This is a genomic window from Gemmiger sp. An50 (genome assembly GCF_002161595.1).
GTDB lineage: Bacteria > Bacillota > Clostridia > Oscillospirales > Ruminococcaceae > Allofournierella.
Genome location: NZ_NFID01000015.1, coordinates 1 through 19,475, shown reverse-complemented (window position 1 = coordinate 19,475; position 19,475 = coordinate 1). Strand labels below are relative to the sequence as shown.

Sequence of the window (19,475 nt, the reverse complement as noted above, 5' to 3'; positions counted from 1 at the left end):
CGCACGTATCCTCCCTTATTCCTTGACCCGCTTTTTGCGGTAGCTGCGGCTTTCCAGCGCGTTGCTCACCAGGATGATGCACAGGATGGCCACAAACATAATGGTGGACAGTGCGTTGATCTCCGGGCTGACCTTTTTACGGGTCATGCTGTAAATGGCGATGGGCAGCGTCTGCAACGTGCCGCAGCTGAAGTAAGAGATGATGAAATCGTCGATGGAGTAGGTCAGGCTGATCAGGAAGGCGGACAGGATGGCGGGCATCAGCTCCGGCAGAACTACCTTGAAGAAGGCCTGACGGGGGTTGCAGCCCAGGTCCAGCGCCGCCTCATACATACGCACATCCATGCGGCGCAGCTTGGGCGCCACGTTAAAGATCACGTAGGGCACACAGAAGGTGATGTGAGCGATCAGCAGGGTACCGAAGCCAAAGATGTTCTCCGGCAGAAATTTCAAAAAGCCGGGCACTTCCGGGTTTGAATTCAGCCAGTGGGCCACATTCACATATACCACAAACAGCATCATCAGCGAAACACCGGTGATGATCTCCGGGTTGACCACCGGCAGGTAGCTCACGGTGTTGATCACGCCCTGGGTGCGCTTTTTCATGCCACTGATGCCGATGGAGGCCATCACGCCCAGAATGGTGGCCACAGTAGCGGCCAGGAAGGCCACCACCAGGCTGAGCCACAGTGCTTCCAGAATCATCTCGTTGTGCAGCAGGCTCTTGTACCATTTCAGGGTAAAGCCGGTGAACAGGGTGCGGCTTTTGCTTTCGTTGAAGCTGAACACCATCATCACCGCGATGGGCACGTACAGGAACGAGAAGATCAGGCACAGATAAACCTTTTGCAGGGCGGCCAAATGTTGCTTTTTCATTACACCACGCCCTCCATATCCTCGTCGTCAAAGCCGTTGGTGAAGCTCATGCACAGCAGCACGATCACCATGAGCACCAGGCTGAGCGCACTGCCCAGGTTATAGTTGTAGCTGTTGCCCAGGAATTGCAACTCGATCAGGTCACCGATCAGCATGTTGGAGCCGCCGCCCAGCATCCGGCTGATGATAAAGGTGGAAACGCTGGGTACGAATACCATGGTGATGCCGGTGGCGATGCCGGGGGCAGACAGAGGGATCAGCACCTTGGTCAGGGTCTTGAACATGCCTGCGCCCAGGTCCTGCGCGGCCTCGATGACGCTGTTGTCGATCTTGGTCATGGCAGTGTACAGCGGCAGAATCATATAGGGCAAAAAGTTATACACCATGCCCAGTACAACCGCACCGCTGGTGTAGATCATCTGGAAAGGTCCGATGCCGAAGAAGCCCAGAATCCGGTTGATGATGCCGTTGTTCTCCAGAAGGCTCATCCAGGCATAGGTGCGCAGCAAAAAGTTCATCCACATGGGCAGCATGACCAGCATGAGGAAGATTTTCTGCTTGGCCGCACGCTGGCGGGAGAGAAAATAACTCACCGGGAAGCTGAGCACCAGACAGATTACGGTGGCTTCCGCCGCCAGCAGCAGGCTGCGCACGAATACCGTGCTGTACTGCCCAATGATCATCAGGTTTTCCAGTGTAAAGTTGCCTGCCTTGTCGGTAAAGGCAAAGTAAGTGACGATGGCCAGCGGCACCAGGATGAACACAACCATCCACACCAGGTAGGGCGCGGCCAGTTTACGGTTCTTGATCATGGCCTTAACCCTCCGTGCGGGTCATGATGTGGATCTCATCCGGCCCGATGCACATACCGATCAGCTCGCCGGGAGCGCTGGCCTGGGTGGAATGGATGATCCACTCGTAGCCGGCCTGCTCCACGCGCATCTCATAGTGAACGCCCTTGAAGATCACTTCCTTGACCACGCCGGTGAGCTGGCCCTGGATGGCGGGCACCACCTGGATGTCCTCCGGGCGGATGACCACCTGCACCAGCTCGTTGTGGGCAAAGCCCTTGTCCACACAGGTGAACTCGTTGCCAGCAAATTCCACACAGAAGTCACGCAGCATGATGCCGTCGATGATGTTGCTCTCGCCGATGAATGAGGCCACGAAGGCGTTCTCCGGCTCGTTGTAGATATCAATGGGGCTTCCAATCTGTTGGATGTTGCCGTCCTTCATGACCACCACCGTGTCGGACATGGTGAGCGCCTCTTCCTGGTCGTGGGTTACATAAATAAAGGTAATGTTCATGGCCTGCTGCAGCCGCTTGAGCTCCAGCTGCATCTCTTTGCGCAGCTTCAAATCCAGCGCGCCGAGAGGCTCGTCCAGCAAAAGCACCCGAGGATGGTTTACAAGGCCCCGAGCGATGGCCACACGCTGCTGCTGGCCACCGGACAGGTTGGTGGTATCCCGGCGCTCAAAGCCCTTCAGGCCCACCACTTCCAGCATTTCCAGCACGCGGCTGCGGATCTCTTTTTCGTCCATCTTCTTCAGACGCAGGCCAAAGGCCACGTTCTCGTACACATTCAGGTGCGGGAACAGGGCGTATTTCTGGAACACGGTGTTCACCTGGCGCTTATAGGGCGGCAGATTGGTGATGTCCTGGCCGTCAAAAAAAACATTGCCGGAGCTCGGCTGAACAAAGCCTCCAATGACCCGGAGCGTCGTGGTCTTGCCGCAGCCGGAAGGGCCCAGGAAGGTGACGAACTCCTTGTCGTGGATGTCCAGCGAGAGACCGTTGAGCACGTTCTCCCCGTCGAAGCCAACAACAATGTTTTTCAGTGATACGATCTTACTCATTGTTTATGATTCCCCCTTTGCGGAATTTTGCCGTGGTTTGCATACACAGGCGGCGCACATGGTACCACCCCGCAAAAGGTTTGTTACACCATCCGAAGCCTTCCGGTTTCGGTGGTTGCAGCGGTACATCCAGCGCCTATATGCCCGGCAAAAGAGCGCACTTCCCCCTTATAGAGTGCCGGGCACAACTGCTACTATACAAGCTGGACCTGGCAATGTCAAGCAGTTTTTCAAAAAATGCAGAAAAACGCTGGATTTCCTTGCCTGCAAGCGGAAATCCAGCGTTTTATGGGTTTATTTTTGGTTTTCTCTTTTATCCTTGCATTTTCTGTTGTTCACAAGGATTTTCCTTTGTTTTACGTGAAATTCAGCTCTGCTTTTTGAATGCCTTGCGGGCGGCACGCTCCACCTTGGTAAGCTCCACCCCGGCCTGAGCGGCTGCGGCGGCCATATCGCCGTATTCCACCTTGCATTTCTTGACCCCATAGCCGGTCCCCTGCTTGACGCGAACCACCCCGTACTTGGTCTTTACCGGCACGATGCGGGTGGAAAGCACGCTGCGGCCCATCACGCTGGCGCGAACGCCCCAGGTGGTGGTGTGGCGCAGCATCAGCTGGGTGAGCTTATCCTGCTCAGATGCATGGCACAGGCAGCAGAGCATCACCGCCGGGCGGCTCTTCTTCATCTGGATGGGCACAGTGTACACATCCAGCGCGCCCTCTTCCAGCAGCAGTTCCGAAGCATAACCAATGGCCTCGCCGGTCATATCGTCCAGATTGCAGCGCAGTTCCACAATCTGGTCGCTCTCCTGCTGTGCCTGGCTGGCATCGCTGCCCCAGAACACCCGCAGCACGTTGGCGGCTTCAAAATCCTTGTTGCCCACACCGATGCCCACCTTTTCGATGACCATGACCGGCATGGGGCCAAAGGACTGAGCAAAGGTCTTGAGCAATGCCGCGCCGGTGGGGGTGCACAGCTCCCCACGAATGGAACCGGTGTAGGCGGGAACTCCCTGCAGAATATAGGCTGTGGCAGGCGCAGGCACCGGCAGAATACCGTGGGCACAGCGCACCTGACCGCTGCCCAGATGCACCGGACTGGCGACGATCTTTTCCGGCGCCAGCATGTGCAGCAGCAGGCAAACGGCGGTCACATCCGCCACCGCGTCCAGCGCGCCCACCTCGTGGAAGTGGACCTGATCCACCGGGCAGCCATGGGCGGCACTTTCCGCCTGGGCAATGGTGCGATAGACGTTTAAAGCTTGCTCCTTTACCTCCGGGGGCAGATTGGTTTCCTGAATGGTATGCTCCACCCAGGCCATGGTGGCGTGATGATGGTGCCCGTGGCCATGCTCGTGATCATGGGGGTGGTCATGTCCGTGCTCGTGCTCATGGTCATGATGGTGTTCGTGCCCATGATCGTGATGATGCTCATGTTCATGTTCGTGATCATGCTCATGAGGATGTTCGTGCGCATGCTCATGGTCGTGCCCATGCTCGTGGGGATGTTCATGAACGGCCGGGGTGGGATGTACCTCCGGATGCACCGGGCCATGATCGTGGCTGTGCTCCTCTTCCCCGTTCACCAGAACCTGCACATGCAGGCCCTGCACACCGCACTTCTGCGCCGGGGTTGCCTTGACCTGGACCCCGGGCAGCAACCGGTTCATCTGCTCCAGAAATGCCTGCTGCTCCTCCGGGCTCAGCAGATCCAACAGCGCAGCGGTGAGCATATCGCCCGCCGCGCCCATGGCACATTCGATGTATAAGGTTTTCATTGGTCACTGCCTCCCATATGATTGATCATGCTGGCCAGATAGCCCGCACCGAATCCATTGTCGATATTCACCACGCTCACTCCGCTGGCACAGGAATTAAGCATGGACAAAAGTGCAGACAGGCCGTTGAAATTAGCGCCGTAACCCACACTGGTGGGGACCGCGATCACCGGGCAATCCACAAGGCCGCCCACCACACTGGCCAGCGCACCCTCCATACCTGCCACGGCAATCACCACACGGGCCTGCATCAGCACATCCAGCTTGGACAGCAGCCGGTGCAGTCCGGCAACGCCCACATCATACAGCCGCTCCACCTTATTGCCCATGGCGATGGCGGTGCGGGCAGCCTCCTCGCAGACCGCCATATCACTGGTACCTCCGGAGACCACGGCAATGTAGCCGGGTGCGGTGATTTTTCCGGTGGGGTGCACAATGCCCAACCGGGACATGGGGTCGTAGTCCATCGGATGGCGCTGCGCCACATAATCCGCCGACTGCTGATTCATGCGGGTCACGATGATGTCGGTGGCATCCCGGCTTTCCATGGCGGTGAGGATGCCGTCGATCTGCTCGGCGGTCTTGCCCGCGCCGTAGATTACTTCCTGCGCGCCCTGACGCAGGCCCCGGTGGTGGTCCACCTTGGCATAGCCCAGGTCCTGAAAGGGCTGCAGCTTCATCTGAAGCAGCGCCTGCTCGGGCGTGAGCGCTCCCTGCTGCACCTGTTCCAGCAGGGCCAGCATTTCCTGTTTTTCCATTGTTATTCCTCCCCTCGGGGTTCCAGATCCAATACGACCGCCGCAAACTGCGGCTTCAATGCCTTCACAAGCTCTTTTCGCTGCTCCAGCGCCTTGCTGAACTGGGCGGCCGGCAGCTGCAGCTTGGCCGTGTCGCCCACGCAGCGCACCCGAAAATCGGAAAAGCCCAGCCGGAACAGCTCGTTTTCCGCCGCTTCCACCCGCTGCAACACCTCGGTGGTAATGGCAGTACCGGTGGGAATGCGGGTGGCAAGGCAGGCATAGGCGGGCTTGTTCCAGGTGAACAGGCCCAGTTCCCGGGATGCCTGCCGCACCTGGGCTTTGGTCACGCCGCACAGCCGCAGCGGACTGTAGACCCGCATCTCTTCCAGCGCCCGCATGCCGGGGCGGTCGGATGCATCATCCGAGGCATTGGTTCCGTCGATAATCTCTTCGAAGCCGTCCGCTTTGGCAGCGGCCAGAATCGCTCCGAACACCTGCTTTTTGCAGTAATAGCAACGCAGCGGACCGTTCTGCCGCACGTTTTCGTCCGCCAGCGGCTGGGCGGGCAGCACCTTCAGTTCCACCCCCTGTTCTTCGCACAGGCGGCGGGCGTGCTCCAGCTCAAAGCGAGGCTGAAAAGGGCTGTCCACAAAATAGGGCTGAATCCGGCAGCCACAGCGCACGGCCTCGGCCAGCAGATAGGCGGAATCCACGCCGCCGGAAAGGCCCAAAGCCAGACGGGGATGCCGGGTAAAGAACTCCTGCAGTGTCATGTGGGTGGTTTCTCCTTATTCTTTATTATACATCGTTTGAAATGGGTTTCACAGTTCGATCCGACGGGTACACACCCGGTCCAGCAGGGGGGCGGAGTGGCTTACGGCCACCAGTCCAATGCCGCGGCGTGTGGTTTCCTCCACCAGAAAGCTCCACAGCTGTGCCTGGGTTGCCAGATCCAACATGGCGCTGAGCTCATCCGCCAGCACAAATCGGGTGGCAGGACCCAGTGCCCGGGCGATGCAGAACCGCTGCAGTTCACCGCCGGACAGCTCTGCCGGATAACGGCTGAGCCATTCCGGCTGGATGCCCAGCGCCTGAACCAGCCGCTCCTCCGGCTCTCCTGCCTCCCGCAGGGTTTTCCCTAACGTCAGGCGGGGGTCCACAACCTGCTCCGGATGCTGCCAGATCAGCTGCACCGGGCAGTAGCCCCGATAGCTGACAAGAGGCTTACCGTCCAGCAACACCTGGCCGGACTGGGGCTTCTCGTAGCCCGCCAGCAGCTTGCACAGGGTGGTCTTACCCCGTCCACTGGGGGCGAAAATACCCACTCGCTCGCCGCCTTCCACCCGCAGAGACAGGTTCTGCAGCACGCTTCTCCCGCAAGGATAGGTAAAGCAGAGATTCTTTGCTTCCAGCGTCATAGCTGTTCTCCTTCCGGGTGCAGGCAGCGCACATAGCCTGCACCCTGTTTTTCATAGGCGACCGCACCTTCATGACATTCCGGCCCCGCCTTGGGGCAGCGGGGCGCGAAAGCACAACCTGCCGGCAGCTGGCCCACCGGCTGAGTACCGGGCAGCGGAACAAAGCCATGGTTGGGGCTGGCCTGCCAGAGTGCCTGGGTATAGGGGTGCTGCAGCAACTCCTTTGCTGCAAAGCTGGCCGCCGGAGCTTCTTCCACCGCTGCGCCCGCATAGAGCACGATCACCCGGTCTGCCACTTCCAGTGCGGCCTCCAGATCGTGGGTAATCAGCAGTACGCCCGCGCCTGCCTGGGCCAGCTCCTTAAAGTGGCCCAATACCCGCCGGGCCGCTTCGGGATGTAGGCCGGGGGTGGGTTCGTCCGCCACCACCAGCGACGGGGTGTGCTGCACTGCGGTGGCAATCAGCACCCGCCGGGCCATGCCGCCGGACAGCTGAAAGGGATACATTTTTTCCACCTCAGGACCAAGCCCGTAACGCCGCAGCGCCGCCGAAGCCTTTTGTGCATCGCCTTTTTCGCCCTTTACCTGCTCCCCCACCTGCATCAGCGGGTCCAGGTAGGACACATTCTGGGGAACCAGTACAATTTCATGTCCCCGCAGTTTCCCGGCCAGCCGGTCGTCCAGCGGCTGGCCCCGGTAGAGTACCTGCCCGCCCACCTGGGCATTGTGAGGCAGGATACCCAGCAGCCGATGGGCCAGCAGGCTCTTTCCGCTTCCGGAAGCACCGACCACTGCCACCAGTTCGCCCTCATCCAGCGAAAAGCTCAGATCCCGCACGCCGGGCAGCGTCACCCGCCGAAAGCCCTGAGCGTACCGGGAAAAGGACACCGTAAGCCCCTGCACCTGCAGCAGCGGGGCATTTTGTTTCTTTGATTCCATTATGCCGCCTCCTGTTCCGCGTTCACTGACCAAAGCGCGGCCAGGCTTTTGCCCGCCAGCTCAAACAGCAGCACCACCGCCACCAGACAGATGCCGGGCAACAGCGCCAGCCACCAGCGGCCGGTGGCCAGATACTGCATACTTTCCGAAAGAATCACGCCCACCGCAGGCTGTTCGCTGGTCAGACCAAAGCCCAGGAAGGTCACACTGGCCTCATGGAGGATAGCGTGGGGAAACAGCAGCACCAGCCCGGTGAAGAACTGGGGCAGCACGCCGGGCAGAATGTGCCGGCCCGCGATGGCTGCCGGGGATGCTCCCAGCTTGCGCGCCACCTGCACATAGCCGCTCTGCCGCAGCTGCATCACCTCACCCCGGATCAGCCGTGCAAGGCTCATCCAGTGGGTGGCCACGATGCCGATGGTCACACCCCAGAACCCACGTCCGCAGGCGCAGGAAATAAGCACCAGCAGCAGAATGTGAGGAATTCCCATAAACAGATCAATCAGCCAGGTGAGGGCGCCGTCCGCCCAGCGGCCCAGCAATGCGGCGCTCACACCCGCCGCCAGCGCCACCACTGCGCTCACCGCAGCGGTAACCACACCGATGCGGATGCTCAAAGAAAGGCCGCTCAGGGTGCGGGTAAGCATATCCCGGCCCATCCAGTCCGTACCGAACAGATATTCGGCACAGGGCGCCAGATTCTTGCGAGTGAAATCTGTGGCAAGGGCCTGCTCCCGGCATGCCATGCCAGCGATCATAACCGCCAGCAGAATTGCCGCCGCCAGGAGCAGCCGGATCAGAGCCGCGGTGCGCGGTTGACGAAGATGATTCAACAACTGCTTCATGTCCGGCCCGCCCCCTTTCGGATCCGGGGGTCCACCAGACCGTACAGGCAGTCCGCCGCGAAGTTTGCGCCGAAGACCATGGCGCTGCAGATTACCGTGATTCCCAGCAGCAGCGGAAGATCTCCGCCAAGGCCTGCCGTCACTGTAGCCTGACCAAGGCCCGGATAGGAGAACACCTCTTCCACCAGTACCGAGCTGCCCAGCAGCTCACCCAGGCTGGCAAACTGCAGGGTGATAGCAGGCAGCAGCACATGCCGCAGCACATGGCGCAGCAGGATGCCCTTTCCGCTCTCTCCCCTGGCCCGGGCAAACAGAACAAAATCCGACTCCAGCGCCTGAATGGTCTTCTGCCGGGTGTGCAGGCAGACCGATGCGGTGCCGGTGATGCTGAGAGCCAGCGCCGGAAGGATTGCATGCCGCAGCCTGTCCGCCAGGGTAACGGCGGTGGCTTCCAGTCCGATGGGTACACTGAGGCCCACCGGCAAAAGTTTGAGCCAGACGCCGAAAATCATCAACAAGAGCAGTGCCACCCAGAAGGCAGGCGTGCTGGCAATGATCATGGACCAGCCCCGAATCAGTTTGTCCGGCCAACGGCCCTGCGTCGCTCCGGCCAGTACGCCCAGGCCGAAGCCCAGCAGACCGGAAATCACCCAGGCCAACACCAGCAGCCAGAGGGAATTTGCCAGCTTTGCGCCAATCACCGTAAGCACTGGCTGACGGTAAAGCAGCGAGACACCGAAATCCCCCTGCAGCATTCCGCTTACCCAGGCTGCGAACCGTTCCAGGGGCGGGGTATCCACACCCCAGTACGCCTGAAGGCGCTCGATTTGCTCCGCGCTCATGCTGCCCATCGCCGCCTGGCCCACATTCTGCTGCAGCGGGTCGATGGGAGACAGGCTCAGCAGCACAAAGGCTGCCAGACTGGCGCAGAAGATCAGCAGCAGCATCCGGATCATCTGCCTGACCGCCATGCGGGCCATTCGTTTTGCCATAAAAACTTCTTCTCCTTTTTCCTAACGGGCAGCCGCACTGCTCCGTTCAAAGCAATACGGCCGCTTTGTCTTCGGTCAGGCCTGGTTCCAGGTCCACTGGTCCACGTTGTTCACCAGCGACCAGCCGTGGCCATGGGGATGCAGCTTCTGCTGCGCCACTTCCAGATTCTGATTCACCCAGTACAGATGATCCACATTCACCATCCAAACCCAGGGCACGTCGTTCACGATCTCCTCCGACTGGGCCTGCTGCCACAGCGCGTAGGACTCTTCCAGATCGCTGCAGGCCAATGCCTGGTCCATCAGCTCATCCACCCGAGCATTGGCATAGGGAGAATACCGGGCCAGATCGCCCACCGTGTGGTAGATATTGTACATCTCCATGGGGCTGTGAGTTCCCCAGCCCCAGACCAGCGGAGTGTTCTGGGCCCGGTCATAGGCGGTATCCCAGCCCACACCCTCGGTGCTGGTCTGGATGCCCAGCTCAGCCAGCTGGTTGGCCATGTCGGCCGCAAGAGCCTGGCGGGTGGAATCGCCCATGGGGTACAGCAGGTTCAGACTGGCGGTCTGGCCGTCCTTCTCCCGCACGCCGTCACTGTTCAAGGTCCAGCCCGCTTCCTCCAGCAGGGCGGCAGCCTTCTGAGGATCGTAGGTCACCTCATCCGCCTCAGAATACCAGGGCATGCCGTCGCACACACTGTAGGCCGGGGTACCGTAGCCGTTGAGCACGTTATCGATCATTTCCTGCCGGTCAAAGCCGATGTTGATGGCCTGACGCACCCGTACATCCGCGGTGAAATCGTTGCCGATGCCGTTTTCTTCCTCCACTGCAGGCAGGTTAATGCCCCGGTTGTCCACGGTCTTCACGGCCATCAATTCAAAGCCGTCAATGGTCTGGTCCGTATAGGAAGCGGCGGTGTAGGCCACATCCACCTGACCGGCCTTGGCAGCAGCAAAGGCAGCATCCTCGCTCATGAAGAGGATGACAACCTTTTTCATCTTTACTTCCTCACCGTAATAATCCGGGTTGGCTTCCAGGATCACCTGCTGGCCCTTATCCCACTGCTTGAGGATATAGCGGCCGGAACCAACGGGATTCTGGCCATAATCCAGGCCATAAGCGTGCTCAGGAACAATGCCTACCACCGCCATGGAATAGGGCCAGGTGGAATAGGGCCGGTTCATGTGAAACACCACTGTGGTGTCATCCACTGCCTCAGCGCTGTTCAGCATGGTGAAATCGTTCACCGTGCTCTCTGCCTTTACTGTATTATAAGTAAAAGCCACATCCGACGCGGTGAGGGGCTCGCCGTCGGTGAACTTCACGTCATCCCGGATGGTGACCGTCCAGGTCAGGCCATCCTCGCTGACCTGCATGTCAGTGGCCAGGTCATAGCCAATGCTCATATCCGCATTGGTGACCACCAGCGTGCTCTGGATCAGCGGCTCATGCACATGCTCGCCCGCACCCCAGCCATACGCCGGGTCAAAGCCGGATGCCGGTTCGGATTCCACGTTCATTGCCACCACCACAGTGTCGGTCTGCTGCTGGCTGGCGGTGCTGGCCGCAGCTGTGGACTGGCTGGCCGGCTGGCCGCAGCCCGCGGCACCAATCGCCAGGCACAGGGCCATGACCGCTGCAAGGATTTTCGTTTTTTTCATGCTCGTCTTTCCTTTCCTTCGCAGAACTTGCCGTGCAGGCGCATCCCGGATGGGCACAAAAAAACCACGCAGGCAAAGAGCCCCGGCCATAACGTGCCGAAGCATCATGCCTTCGTGGCATTCAATTCGCTGTTGCAGAATTTCTCGCCTCTCCTTCATGAAGAAGCAACAAAAATATATTAACATAAATCCGTGTGTATGTAAAGATGCACCAAACAAAAAATCGACGGGCACCCGCTTCATTCCGGTATGCCCGTCGATTTTATATCCTATGCGGCCGTATAGCCTTTCGATTATCCGTTGTCTGCCTGATCAAACTGCAGATTATCAAAGCTGGTCAGCTCCTGAGCCTGGCTGGTGCGGGGATAGTACTCCACCTTTACCTGGTCTCCCGGCTGGGTAATGGCCAGCTCAGCGGACAAACTGCCCTGCACGCTGAACAGCAGCTCGGGATGCTCGTTCAGCACCAGATAATAGGTGGAGCCGCTGCTGTTGTACTCACTGCCGATGCGCTGCACGGTACCGGTCAGGCTGGTAAGCTCGCTGTTCACGTTGCCCACCATGGTGCTGCCGCCCGCACGCAATGCCTTTTCATAGCTCAGGCGTGCCTCGTCGATGGTGTCGCCCACGCCCACGGTCTGATAGTCCTCCACCGATACATAGGCGTATTTCTTGATCAGACCTTCGTTGTCCTTCAGGGTCATGAAGTAGGTGGGCCGGCTGTTCAGATTGACAATCAGCGGGAAGGCCGCCTGGTAGCCGTACTGCTGCACCTCGCCCTGAGCCGACTGCTGAGCCGCCGTCTCGGTGGCGCCGCTGATGCGGTACAGATGCGGCTCCTTGGTGACCATGTCCACCATTACAAAACCGATGGCGCTCTCGTCGCCGCCCACACTGGTCAGGCCGGTGAACAGATAGCAGCTGCCGTCGTTGTAAATCAGGGTTTCGCCGGGGCTGGTACGGTACTTGTCCTTATCACTGAAGTTCAGGTAGCCATGCACGTACTCGCCCTTGTTGTTCAGCTGGGTTACAATGAAATCCTCCGGCTGAACGCGATCTACCCAGTCGGGAAGTTCGTCAATGCTGTAACGCTGGCTTTCGCCGGTGGAGCAGTTGAGTACCACCGCGCCGGTGGCCTCCGGCAGCGAGAAGCCCCGCAGATACTTATAGGTAGTGATGACCCAGTAGGGCTGGCCGGAATCGTCCAGCTCAAAGCTGTAATCGGTCAGGCCGGTGAAGGGTGCGGCCGTGAAGCGGGCATAGAACATCAGGTTCTGCCACAGATAGGCGCACGGCTGGTATTTGATGGTGTAGCCGTCCACATACTGCACGTCCTGAGGATTGATGGCGGATACCACCACATAACCGGGAGTGCCTTCCAGATTGGTAAGCCATTTGAATACACCGGAATGGTAGGTAGGTACCGCCCAGACCAGCTTTCCGTTCACCTGCTGCAGGGTAGGCTCGCCCAGCACCACCTGACTGCCCAGGCTGGGACGCTCACCCAGTTTTTTGTCCGCCAGCTTCTGAGCCATAGCCTTATCTACGATTGGCAGCTGGCTGGTATCGGTGGTGTCGAAGTCCTCAGCAAAGTCCATCTGAATCAGCTCCGGCATCTGATCCCGGAAAGCATTCACCTGAAACAGAACGCTGGATCCGGCCCATACAATAAAGTACGCGCCCCAGAGCACTGCCACCAGAATCAGCGGCCAGCGGCTGCCGTTCTGGAAGCGTTCAAAACGCACACTGCCCGGCACTCCCTGCACCGGCCCCGGCTGTGCCACCACCCGGCCAATGCGGTCCAGAGTAAAGATGGCCACCAGCACCGTGATCAGCACACAATACATAAATGCCGATTCCGGATAAAGAGGATTCAGGTTGGGGTGCTGAAACACCACATACAGTGCGAATACCAGCAACGTGGCCAGCACTGCCTTCAATTTCCAATGTTTCATGGTTTCGGTTCCTTTCTCTCCTGTGCGGCTGCATGCCGCTGTTTACTGGTATTCTATCACTGATCCTGCCTGCTGCCAAGAAAGAAACGGTTAAAATTCCCCTGCACATAAAAACAGCCGGGAGAATCGCTTCGCCCGGCTGCCTGCCATATTCAATTATTCACAGGGTTCCGGTTCGCAGCCGCCGCCCCGCTGATCCGGCGCGGGCTGTATCGCCTGCACCGAACCATCCTGAATCTTCTGTACCCCGCCGGGCAGGAGCATGGGATCCACCCAGGGCAGATACGCCCCAAACCCTTCGTCCGGGTCGGTCTGGTGCTTTTTCCCGCCTTGTTTGCCGGGCTCGTTGCCCTGATCCACCTGCCCCACTGCGTTTTGTCCCTGATGATGAAAATTCATACCGCTTTCCATAGTTGATTTTATATCCTCCTTTTCAAGATTTGGCGCACGGAATGATCTTTGAATCCTGTTTTTTCTCTCCGCTTTTCGCCTTTTGAAGATAGTATGACCAATCAACTGTAAAATATTTGGAAAACTTTTGTAAAAAGGAGAAAACTGAAAATTCTCCGTTGACAAAACAGGTTGCATGGGCTATAATAAACAACGTCGCCGGTGAGAACACCGGGCCAGACGTCCGGGTGTAGCGCAGTTTGGTAGCGCGCTTGAATGGGGTTCAAGAGGCCGTGAGTTCGACTCTCGCCACTCGGACCAAAGCCATCAGCTGAAAGGCTGATGGCTTTTTTATTGCTGTAATGCGGGTTTGCGGGCGGTTCCGAACCTCGGAACCGCCCGCAAACCCTTTCTTTTTTCCTGGCCGTTTTGCTCCTGTCCTGGGGGACATAATGAATGGATTCATTGCGCTGTGCTGGTCTTGCGATCAAAAACCCATAAAATGCGCCGCATCGCCAATACCACTGCCGATAGCACACACTTACATCGTAAAAGATGTCGCTGTCATGCTCAACATTATGCGTACACCGGCATACGTGCTGGTAAAGGAAGGTCCTCCAAAACCTCATGTACTGATACGCCAATTCATATTTTACAAAAGTCGTTTGATGACTGGCTGGAGAAGTTGCAGTTGTAGCGTAGGGCGTTAAATATTCAAAGAGCCGCCGTAGGCTCAAAGCTACGACGGCCTTCTCATATCGGTTACTTTCCAAACAAATCACTATGAGTCCCTGTACGGGTCAAAGTCAATACCAGAACATCGTCCTCAACTCGCTAGACCAAGAGCCAATCAGGCAAAATGTGACATTCTCGATGGCCGACCCAGTTGCCGGTAAGTGCGTGATCTTTATTCTTTTCTGGTAGAGATTGTCCTGCAGCCAAAAGAGCAACGATCTGTTCCAGCAATTCGATTTTCAAGCCACGCTTGATTGCCAGCTTGTAGTCCTTTCGGAATTGCGTGGTGAACTTGACCATATATTTTGTCTGGCTCATTTTTTCAAATCCGCAAACAACTCATCCATATCGGTGTATCCCTTTACAGACGGATCCTTTGCGATCCTTTCCGCCTCCAGCATAGCTGCAATCGTTTCCTTGTTGGGCTGATTTAAACTAATCTCAAAAGGAATCCCGCCCTCTCGAAGAGACTGCCGGACAAAGATGTTGAATGCGGTGGACAGGTTCATGCCGAGTTCAGCAAACAGCGCATCAGCCTGTGCTTTCAGTTCGGAATCCATACGAATACTAATATTGGTGGTAGAACCGGCCATAGAATCATCTCCTTCCTATTGGCACTTTTATTATATGCCATTTGCACGAAGAAAGCAATGCAATGCACGAAAATCTACAAACATTCCATACTGTTGCAGGAGATGCAGAAAAAGCCCTCACATCACACCTTGCGGCAAGGCAAGCAGACATTGCATCAGCACAAACAGCAGACCAAAACACAGCGTCTCCTGCGCAAAAGGTCAAAAGCAAGGACCGGAAAATGGCGCGGTGACAGAAACTCTGAATAAGCAGCTCTTCCTCAATCTCCCGTATGTGCTGAACAACTCAGAAAACACACCTGAACTTTCTATGAACAGCAAGGGAACGCAACGAAGTCAGGCGTTTGTGCTTCACTCAATCTTCTGCACTCCTCGACATATCTCACCTGCTGAAAGCACCGATAGGCGCATAAGATAAGGGACAGGCAATCTTGATGCCTGTCCCTTTTCTTTACTCGATACCAATATACCGATTTTGCCGGACTTTACGCAAACAGCTTCTTCTTTTCTCGAATTGTATAGACCGATGGATCTGCCAGCAGTGCATACCCATCGGATCTGCATCGAATATCTTCCTGCCACTTTTGACTCACACTCACATTATCCCCCTGACAGCTGGTATGAGCCATGGGCTCTGTTTCAGCAACGATTAACTGCCACCGGCTGTTAGCTGGCAAAGTCAGTTCGATGGCACATGCCGGCACCTCCGTCTCGCTGAACTCTTCGCCAGCCTGATACCGCAGCGGATGTGGATCATGATACAGCGTACGGCTGACATGCTTCTGGAGACACATGTGATAGATTTCGCCGGGTGTGGCACCAATGGCCCCCGACCGCCGCATCTCCGACTTCTTCGCATGGCCCATCTGCTGATACGCCTGTTTAGTATCCATGCCGCTCTCACAATATATCCAGGTACAGAAATTACGACGCAATGCATGACATGTAAGCATACTCAGCAAATAATTATCCTGGCACACCTCATCAAAACGATAAGGTCGGCTCTTCTTCAAGGCCTCCAAAATCCGCGGATCACGCAGAAGCTCAGGAATTTGCTCCGTAATATTGTTCATCGTACCGGACACCGTTTTTGCGTCCGTACAGTACTCCCCCGCCTGCACACTTCCACACATGAGCATCAAGGAAACGTTGCCATAATCCCTTTCCAGCTCCTGCTGACGCTGCATCAGGATTTCTCCCAGTTCAACCGACAGCGGCACCACTCGATAGGACGACGTCGTTTTGGGAATTTCTGTTCGTGTGTTCGAACTGACGCCGAGCTGACCTGTAACACGCAAGTAATACATGGCGCCCTGCGAACCCTCCAGCCTGGCAATCGAACAAAACAGCAAACCTCCATATTCACTGATCCGCAGCCCCGTGTCCGCCAATATACCGACCTGTCCCGACAGGATAGTCCCATCGCACACCTGCTTCAGTAAATTTCGCGGAATACTGCGGGCACTGTCAATATAAGACAGCAGCAGATCCTGCCGGGAAGGCTTACCCGCATAGCGCGTGGGCACGAGCGGTATATTATAGCCTTCCGTCGTTTTCAAATCCCAGATCAGCAGATACAGGAGATTCAGCCGTTTGGCACCCGATGGGGGCGCTTCTGTACCCGCCACCCAGTCAGATTTTTTGCGCGCAGTCCCCGCTGCGTTGCGGCAGATACGCTCCTGCAATGCACGATAAATTTCCGGCGTAAGAGATTCTGCCGTCGTTCCGCGCAATTCAGTGACCAAAATATCATACTGGCGCCGATAGTCATCGATTGTACGTTCGGCCCACTGCTGTTGATGAATCGAGAAGAACATCTCTTTAAAGGACTCCGCCGCGTCTCCCAGGTCATGGGTAGGCTCATAACGATTGCTTGCCGCCAACAATCCGGCTTGATACATCGCTTGAATCAACTCATTGGCGATGGCCGGAAAATGGTGCTCCTCAATGTCTGCCGGGTTCGCTCCGTAAACAGGTTTATCCACCGGACAATCGCTCTCGACCCCGAAAAGCTGGCGCTTGGTAATCACATCACCGGTTTCGGGATTGATGGGGCTGATCAAGGCGCGGCACGGCGCCTTGGATGCTTTGCGACCCCTGGGGTAGGCCGTCCGTACGCGGAAACTGACTCCGCCATATTCAATTGTTTTTGTCATCTCTGATTTCCCTCCATTCCGCCTTTACGGCATAATCCGATATGATTTTCACCGTCTGTGGTCCTCCTGTGTCATTCTTAACCGCAAAGATATGACGATTTACTTTGCCAACTATATTTTCAAAAGATGGACACCGCCGCAGCCGCAGATAACGCGCCACAGCATACTCATCACTGAGGATATCCAGATAGGCTTCTTCATCCGTTTCACTCCGAACAAGGCCGAACATGGCATGCAGCATCGGAAGGTCAGCACCACAGATCTGAGCAAGGTACTGTGCATCCCGATAGAGCAGCTTGACACCAGCAGCCTCTGCCTGCAGGTATACCGTTCCATTCTTCCGGGTACGCGGAATCGGACTTTCGGAAATTCCCGCCTGCGCCAGAAGATTACCGATCATATCATCCAGTTCCGCGGGACCTACAATCACATTATCCGGCGCTGGATCAGACAACCTCATCTGAGCAATCTGATGATCGCTATAACCTTGATGCCGCAGGTAATCGATGTACTCCAGCAAAATGGTGGCCGCCCACGGATAGAGGACCACCTTGCGCAGCCGCCGCAGCGGAAAGTCATTATTTGTGGGTCCGATCTGAGAATACCGTTTATGCAATCTGCGCATAACGCTGGTGATTGTGATGATATAGCAGCTTTCTCCCCCATCCAGATTCAGCTGCACGATGTCACCAAAACGCTGGGCGCTGATTTCACAGGTTTCCATGCCACAATAGATCATCGCCAGCACAAACATCAGATACTCGCGCCGCTCCGCATTCTCAACTGCAAACAGTGCCGCCCTCTGATCATCATCCAGATGTGCACTGCGTACGCTGTTTACCAATGCACTATTTTTGCCTTTGATCTTGGCAATCATATCCGCCAACTGAATGCCAGTCGCGCAATCACCGTATCCGCTGCTCTCGATTGCAGCAAACAGCCCTTTATAGGCCCGTTTTGCGTATCCGCGGGAGGATGCACTGGCCTTCTTCCGGGACAGAAGGCGATTGACTTTGCAAACGAGCTGTGTCTGTGTGGTGCTATCCATATCACGCAAGCGCATCTCCCCGATCACCGGCAGTACAAACGTACGGAGCGCCGACATCATATGATTCCGGGCATCCGCCGTTTCGCCCGAAAACAATGCGTCTCCCGCATAATGTACATACTGCTCAATTGTCACATTGCCATACTCGATGTTGGCCTTCCAATAATGTGCAAACAGCAGCGCCGCCATGCGTTCGATCCGCGGCAGCAATTCCTTCTTCGCCCGCCTGGTTGCCTCCTGTGCAGTTTTGCCGCGGCAGCGCATCTCGTACTTGGCGTCGGGGTTTTCTTTTGCTTTCCGTTCGATTGCAGCAATGTCTGCCGCAATCATCTCTGCCAGGGCCGGCTGTTCCGCCGCGCGCTCTTTAAGCGCTGCCACAATCGTCGCATTTGTGTACGGGGCTCCCGTCTTCGGGTCGATCAACTGATAGATCGCATCCTGCTGCCCCTTCTGGTCGCGCGCCGGGCGGACATAAAACCGCTTTGTCCCGCCCATGCAATCCGTGTCATTTTTTGATTTGGACATCCTCTCATCCCTTCTTTCGTTTTATCTGTTGTGTGTAATTTAAGGTAGTAGTGATTAACGTCCCTCTTCAAGGACTATGCAGACCGCACCTGCATCCGCCTGTATTCTGTAAAAAACAAACAGCCATCCTGTATACACCTTCCCGGTATTATACCGGGAAGATCACAAGATGACTGTTTATCTCACAATATTTATATTGATAGCGCCAAAAGATCCCACTTCGAGTGGGCAATTACGATTCGCCAAATTAGCACTCAGGTTGTGCTTTCTATGTCCCTATATTAACACACAGCATTTATTTTTGCAATACTTTTTATCAAATTTTTTATTTATTTTGAATTAAAAAAGTTCTTAGGTTTAAATTAAAAAATACAGAAACTTTCATTTCACAACATTCTTAGCTTCAAACAAAAAAGAAACAATTCATTTAACAAACCTTCAAATCAATACATCACAAAGAGAAAACCGCATGCTTCGATCTATAAAATTTTATAACAGAAAATTGCGAGTTATTTCTCACATTGAACAAAAAGCCATCCCGCAACAGTCCGGCAATGCCGGCGCAATCACAGAATGACTTTTTATCAGAAATAATCTTGTAAGCTCCAGAGGACGCACTTGGAGTGGGTAGTTTCGTTGCTCAAAATTCGCGTTGGATTCCTGCTTACCTGTATTATATGAATTGCATCTGCAGATATCAATCAATCTTCTGAAAATTTTCAGAAGGTGTCATGTGCGGCTGCATCAATCCGCTTGCGGAGAATTTCCTGAACCTCCTGCATCAGCAGCAGTCCGGTGGAAAACCCGTATTGAAATGCATCGCTGCTTTCCGTATCGCAGATAATCAGTGTCTGTTCCAGCATCTGGTCCACCAGCGCCATATCCTCCTCGCTCAGATTGTTCCGCAGGTCTTTCAGGAGCTGTTCAATCTCCTTGCCCGCCTGTTTGTGCCGGCTGTTTCCTTCCAT

Annotated in this window: 17 protein-coding genes, 1 tRNA gene and 1 pseudogene; 1 reads left to right on the top strand and 18 read right to left on the bottom strand. The window is 56.1% G+C overall.

Annotated features, from left to right (window positions below; all coding sequences use genetic code 11):
- Nucleotides 1–15: 15 nt before the first annotated feature.
- The 13 genes from B5G03_RS12615 to B5G03_RS12555 form a co-directional block, all read right to left on the bottom strand.
- Nucleotides 16–876: an ABC transporter permease gene (locus B5G03_RS12615; protein WP_087182045.1), complete on the bottom strand. Its 861-nt coding sequence runs from the start codon at nt 874–876 to the stop codon at nt 16–18.
- Nucleotides 876–1,688 (bottom strand): ABC transporter permease, encoded by an 813-nt coding sequence (locus tag B5G03_RS12610; RefSeq protein ID WP_058966123.1) that lies wholly within the window; start codon nt 1,686–1,688, stop codon nt 876–878. Before B5G03_RS12610 ends, B5G03_RS12615 begins: the two co-directional genes overlap by 1 nt.
- A 4-nt stretch (nt 1,689–1,692) precedes the next feature.
- Complete coding sequence (gene potA, locus B5G03_RS12605; RefSeq protein WP_087182044.1) at nt 1,693–2,733, bottom strand: spermidine/putrescine ABC transporter ATP-binding protein; 1,041 nt, start codon at nt 2,731–2,733, stop codon at nt 1,693–1,695.
- 367 nt (nt 2,734–3,100) lie between these two features.
- Nucleotides 3,101–4,510 (bottom strand): nickel pincer cofactor biosynthesis protein LarC, encoded by a 1,410-nt coding sequence (gene larC / locus B5G03_RS12600; protein ID WP_087182043.1) that lies wholly within the window; start codon nt 4,508–4,510, stop codon nt 3,101–3,103.
- Entirely contained in the window at nt 4,507–5,268 is a 762-nt protein-coding gene (larB, locus tag B5G03_RS12595; RefSeq protein WP_087182042.1) for a nickel pincer cofactor biosynthesis protein LarB, read from the bottom strand. The genes larC and larB overlap by 4 nt, the downstream gene beginning before the upstream one ends.
- A 2-nt stretch (nt 5,269–5,270) precedes the next feature.
- Entirely contained in the window at nt 5,271–6,023 is a 753-nt protein-coding gene (larE, locus tag B5G03_RS12590; RefSeq protein WP_087182041.1) for an ATP-dependent sacrificial sulfur transferase LarE, read from the bottom strand.
- A gap of 48 nt (nt 6,024–6,071) precedes the next feature.
- Nucleotides 6,072–6,668: an ABC transporter ATP-binding protein gene (locus B5G03_RS12585; protein WP_087182040.1), complete on the bottom strand. Its 597-nt coding sequence runs from the start codon at nt 6,666–6,668 to the stop codon at nt 6,072–6,074.
- Entirely contained in the window at nt 6,665–7,606 is a 942-nt protein-coding gene (locus tag B5G03_RS12580) for an ABC transporter ATP-binding protein (protein ID WP_087182039.1), read from the bottom strand. The genes B5G03_RS12585 and B5G03_RS12580 overlap by 4 nt, the downstream gene beginning before the upstream one ends.
- Nucleotides 7,606–8,451 carry an ABC transporter permease gene (locus B5G03_RS12575; protein WP_087182038.1) on the bottom strand — a complete coding sequence of 282 codons (846 nt, stop codon included), beginning with the start codon at nt 8,449–8,451 and terminating at the stop codon, nt 7,606–7,608. Before B5G03_RS12575 ends, B5G03_RS12580 begins: the two co-directional genes overlap by 1 nt.
- Nucleotides 8,448–9,443, bottom strand: coding sequence for an ABC transporter permease (locus B5G03_RS12570; protein WP_343286901.1), 996 nt, complete (start codon nt 9,441–9,443; stop codon nt 8,448–8,450). The genes B5G03_RS12575 and B5G03_RS12570 overlap by 4 nt, the downstream gene beginning before the upstream one ends.
- Nucleotides 9,444–9,518: 75 nt before the next feature.
- Nucleotides 9,519–11,105 carry an ABC transporter substrate-binding protein gene (locus tag B5G03_RS12565; protein WP_087182037.1) on the bottom strand — a complete coding sequence of 529 codons (1,587 nt, stop codon included), beginning with the start codon at nt 11,103–11,105 and terminating at the stop codon, nt 9,519–9,521.
- Between the two features lie 293 nt (nt 11,106–11,398).
- Nucleotides 11,399–13,060: a hypothetical protein gene (locus tag B5G03_RS12560; RefSeq protein WP_087182036.1), complete on the bottom strand. Its 1,662-nt coding sequence runs from the start codon at nt 13,058–13,060 to the stop codon at nt 11,399–11,401.
- 156 nt (nt 13,061–13,216) lie between these two features.
- Nucleotides 13,217–13,471 carry a hypothetical protein gene (locus B5G03_RS12555; protein ID WP_087182035.1) on the bottom strand — a complete coding sequence of 85 codons (255 nt, stop codon included), beginning with the start codon at nt 13,469–13,471 and terminating at the stop codon, nt 13,217–13,219.
- A 223-nt stretch (nt 13,472–13,694) separates the two neighbouring features.
- On the opposite strand from B5G03_RS12555, the gene B5G03_RS12550 reads away from it, so the two are divergent.
- Nucleotides 13,695–13,771, top strand: a tRNA-Pro gene (locus B5G03_RS12550).
- Between the two features lie 441 nt (nt 13,772–14,212).
- Here the strand turns inward: B5G03_RS12550 and B5G03_RS12545 are convergent.
- The 5 genes and pseudogenes from B5G03_RS12545 to B5G03_RS17445 all read right to left on the bottom strand — a co-directional run.
- A pseudogene (locus B5G03_RS12545) lies at nt 14,213–14,503 on the bottom strand (type II toxin-antitoxin system YafQ family toxin).
- Entirely contained in the window at nt 14,500–14,778 is a 279-nt protein-coding gene (locus tag B5G03_RS12540) for a type II toxin-antitoxin system RelB/DinJ family antitoxin (RefSeq protein WP_058966146.1), read from the bottom strand. The pseudogene B5G03_RS12545 and the gene B5G03_RS12540 overlap by 4 nt, the downstream one beginning before the upstream one ends.
- 485 nt (nt 14,779–15,263) lie before the next feature.
- Nucleotides 15,264–16,934 carry a site-specific integrase gene (locus B5G03_RS12535; RefSeq protein ID WP_087182034.1) on the bottom strand — a complete coding sequence of 557 codons (1,671 nt, stop codon included), beginning with the start codon at nt 16,932–16,934 and terminating at the stop codon, nt 15,264–15,266.
- Nucleotides 16,918–18,507, bottom strand: coding sequence for a hypothetical protein (locus B5G03_RS12530; RefSeq protein ID WP_087182033.1), 1,590 nt, complete (start codon nt 18,505–18,507; stop codon nt 16,918–16,920). The genes B5G03_RS12535 and B5G03_RS12530 overlap by 17 nt, the downstream gene beginning before the upstream one ends.
- A gap of 719 nt (nt 18,508–19,226) precedes the next feature.
- Nucleotides 19,227–19,475, bottom strand: a 249-nt coding sequence (locus B5G03_RS17445; RefSeq protein ID WP_087182032.1) for a DUF6809 family protein, incomplete at its 5' end; no start/stop codon positions are given.

Bases quoted from the DNA above. Each gene is read 5' to 3' on its own strand.
- B5G03_RS12530 (WP_087182033.1), bottom strand. From the start codon at position 18,507: ATGTCCAAATCAAAAAATGACACGGATTGCATGGGCGGGACAAAGCGG.
- B5G03_RS12560 (WP_087182036.1), bottom strand. From the start codon at position 13,060: ATGAAACATTGGAAATTGAAGGCAGTGCTGGCCACGTTGCTGGTATTC.
- B5G03_RS12585 (WP_087182040.1), bottom strand. From the start codon at position 6,668: ATGACGCTGGAAGCAAAGAATCTCTGCTTTACCTATCCTTGCGGGAGA.
- B5G03_RS12610 (WP_058966123.1), bottom strand. From the start codon at position 1,688: ATGATCAAGAACCGTAAACTGGCCGCGCCCTACCTGGTGTGGATGGTT.
- larB (WP_087182042.1), bottom strand. From the start codon at position 5,268: ATGGAAAAACAGGAAATGCTGGCCCTGCTGGAACAGGTGCAGCAGGGA.
- B5G03_RS12540 (WP_058966146.1), bottom strand. From the start codon at position 14,778: ATGGCCGGTTCTACCACCAATATTAGTATTCGTATGGATTCCGAACTG.
- B5G03_RS12535 (WP_087182034.1), bottom strand. From the start codon at position 16,934: ATGACAAAAACAATTGAATATGGCGGAGTCAGTTTCCGCGTACGGACG.
- B5G03_RS12570 (WP_343286901.1), bottom strand. From the start codon at position 9,443: ATGGCAAAACGAATGGCCCGCATGGCGGTCAGGCAGATGATCCGGATG.
- B5G03_RS12575 (WP_087182038.1), bottom strand. From the start codon at position 8,451: ATGAAGCAGTTGTTGAATCATCTTCGTCAACCGCGCACCGCGGCTCTG.
- B5G03_RS12555 (WP_087182035.1), bottom strand. From the start codon at position 13,471: ATGGAAAGCGGTATGAATTTTCATCATCAGGGACAAAACGCAGTGGGG.
- larC (WP_087182043.1), bottom strand. From the start codon at position 4,510: ATGAAAACCTTATACATCGAATGTGCCATGGGCGCGGCGGGCGATATG.
- potA (WP_087182044.1), bottom strand. From the start codon at position 2,733: ATGAGTAAGATCGTATCACTGAAAAACATTGTTGTTGGCTTCGACGGG.
- B5G03_RS12565 (WP_087182037.1), bottom strand. From the start codon at position 11,105: ATGAAAAAAACGAAAATCCTTGCAGCGGTCATGGCCCTGTGCCTGGCG.
- larE (WP_087182041.1), bottom strand. From the start codon at position 6,023: ATGACACTGCAGGAGTTCTTTACCCGGCATCCCCGTCTGGCTTTGGGC.
- B5G03_RS12615 (WP_087182045.1), bottom strand. From the start codon at position 876: ATGAAAAAGCAACATTTGGCCGCCCTGCAAAAGGTTTATCTGTGCCTG.
- B5G03_RS12580 (WP_087182039.1), bottom strand. From the start codon at position 7,606: ATGGAATCAAAGAAACAAAATGCCCCGCTGCTGCAGGTGCAGGGGCTT.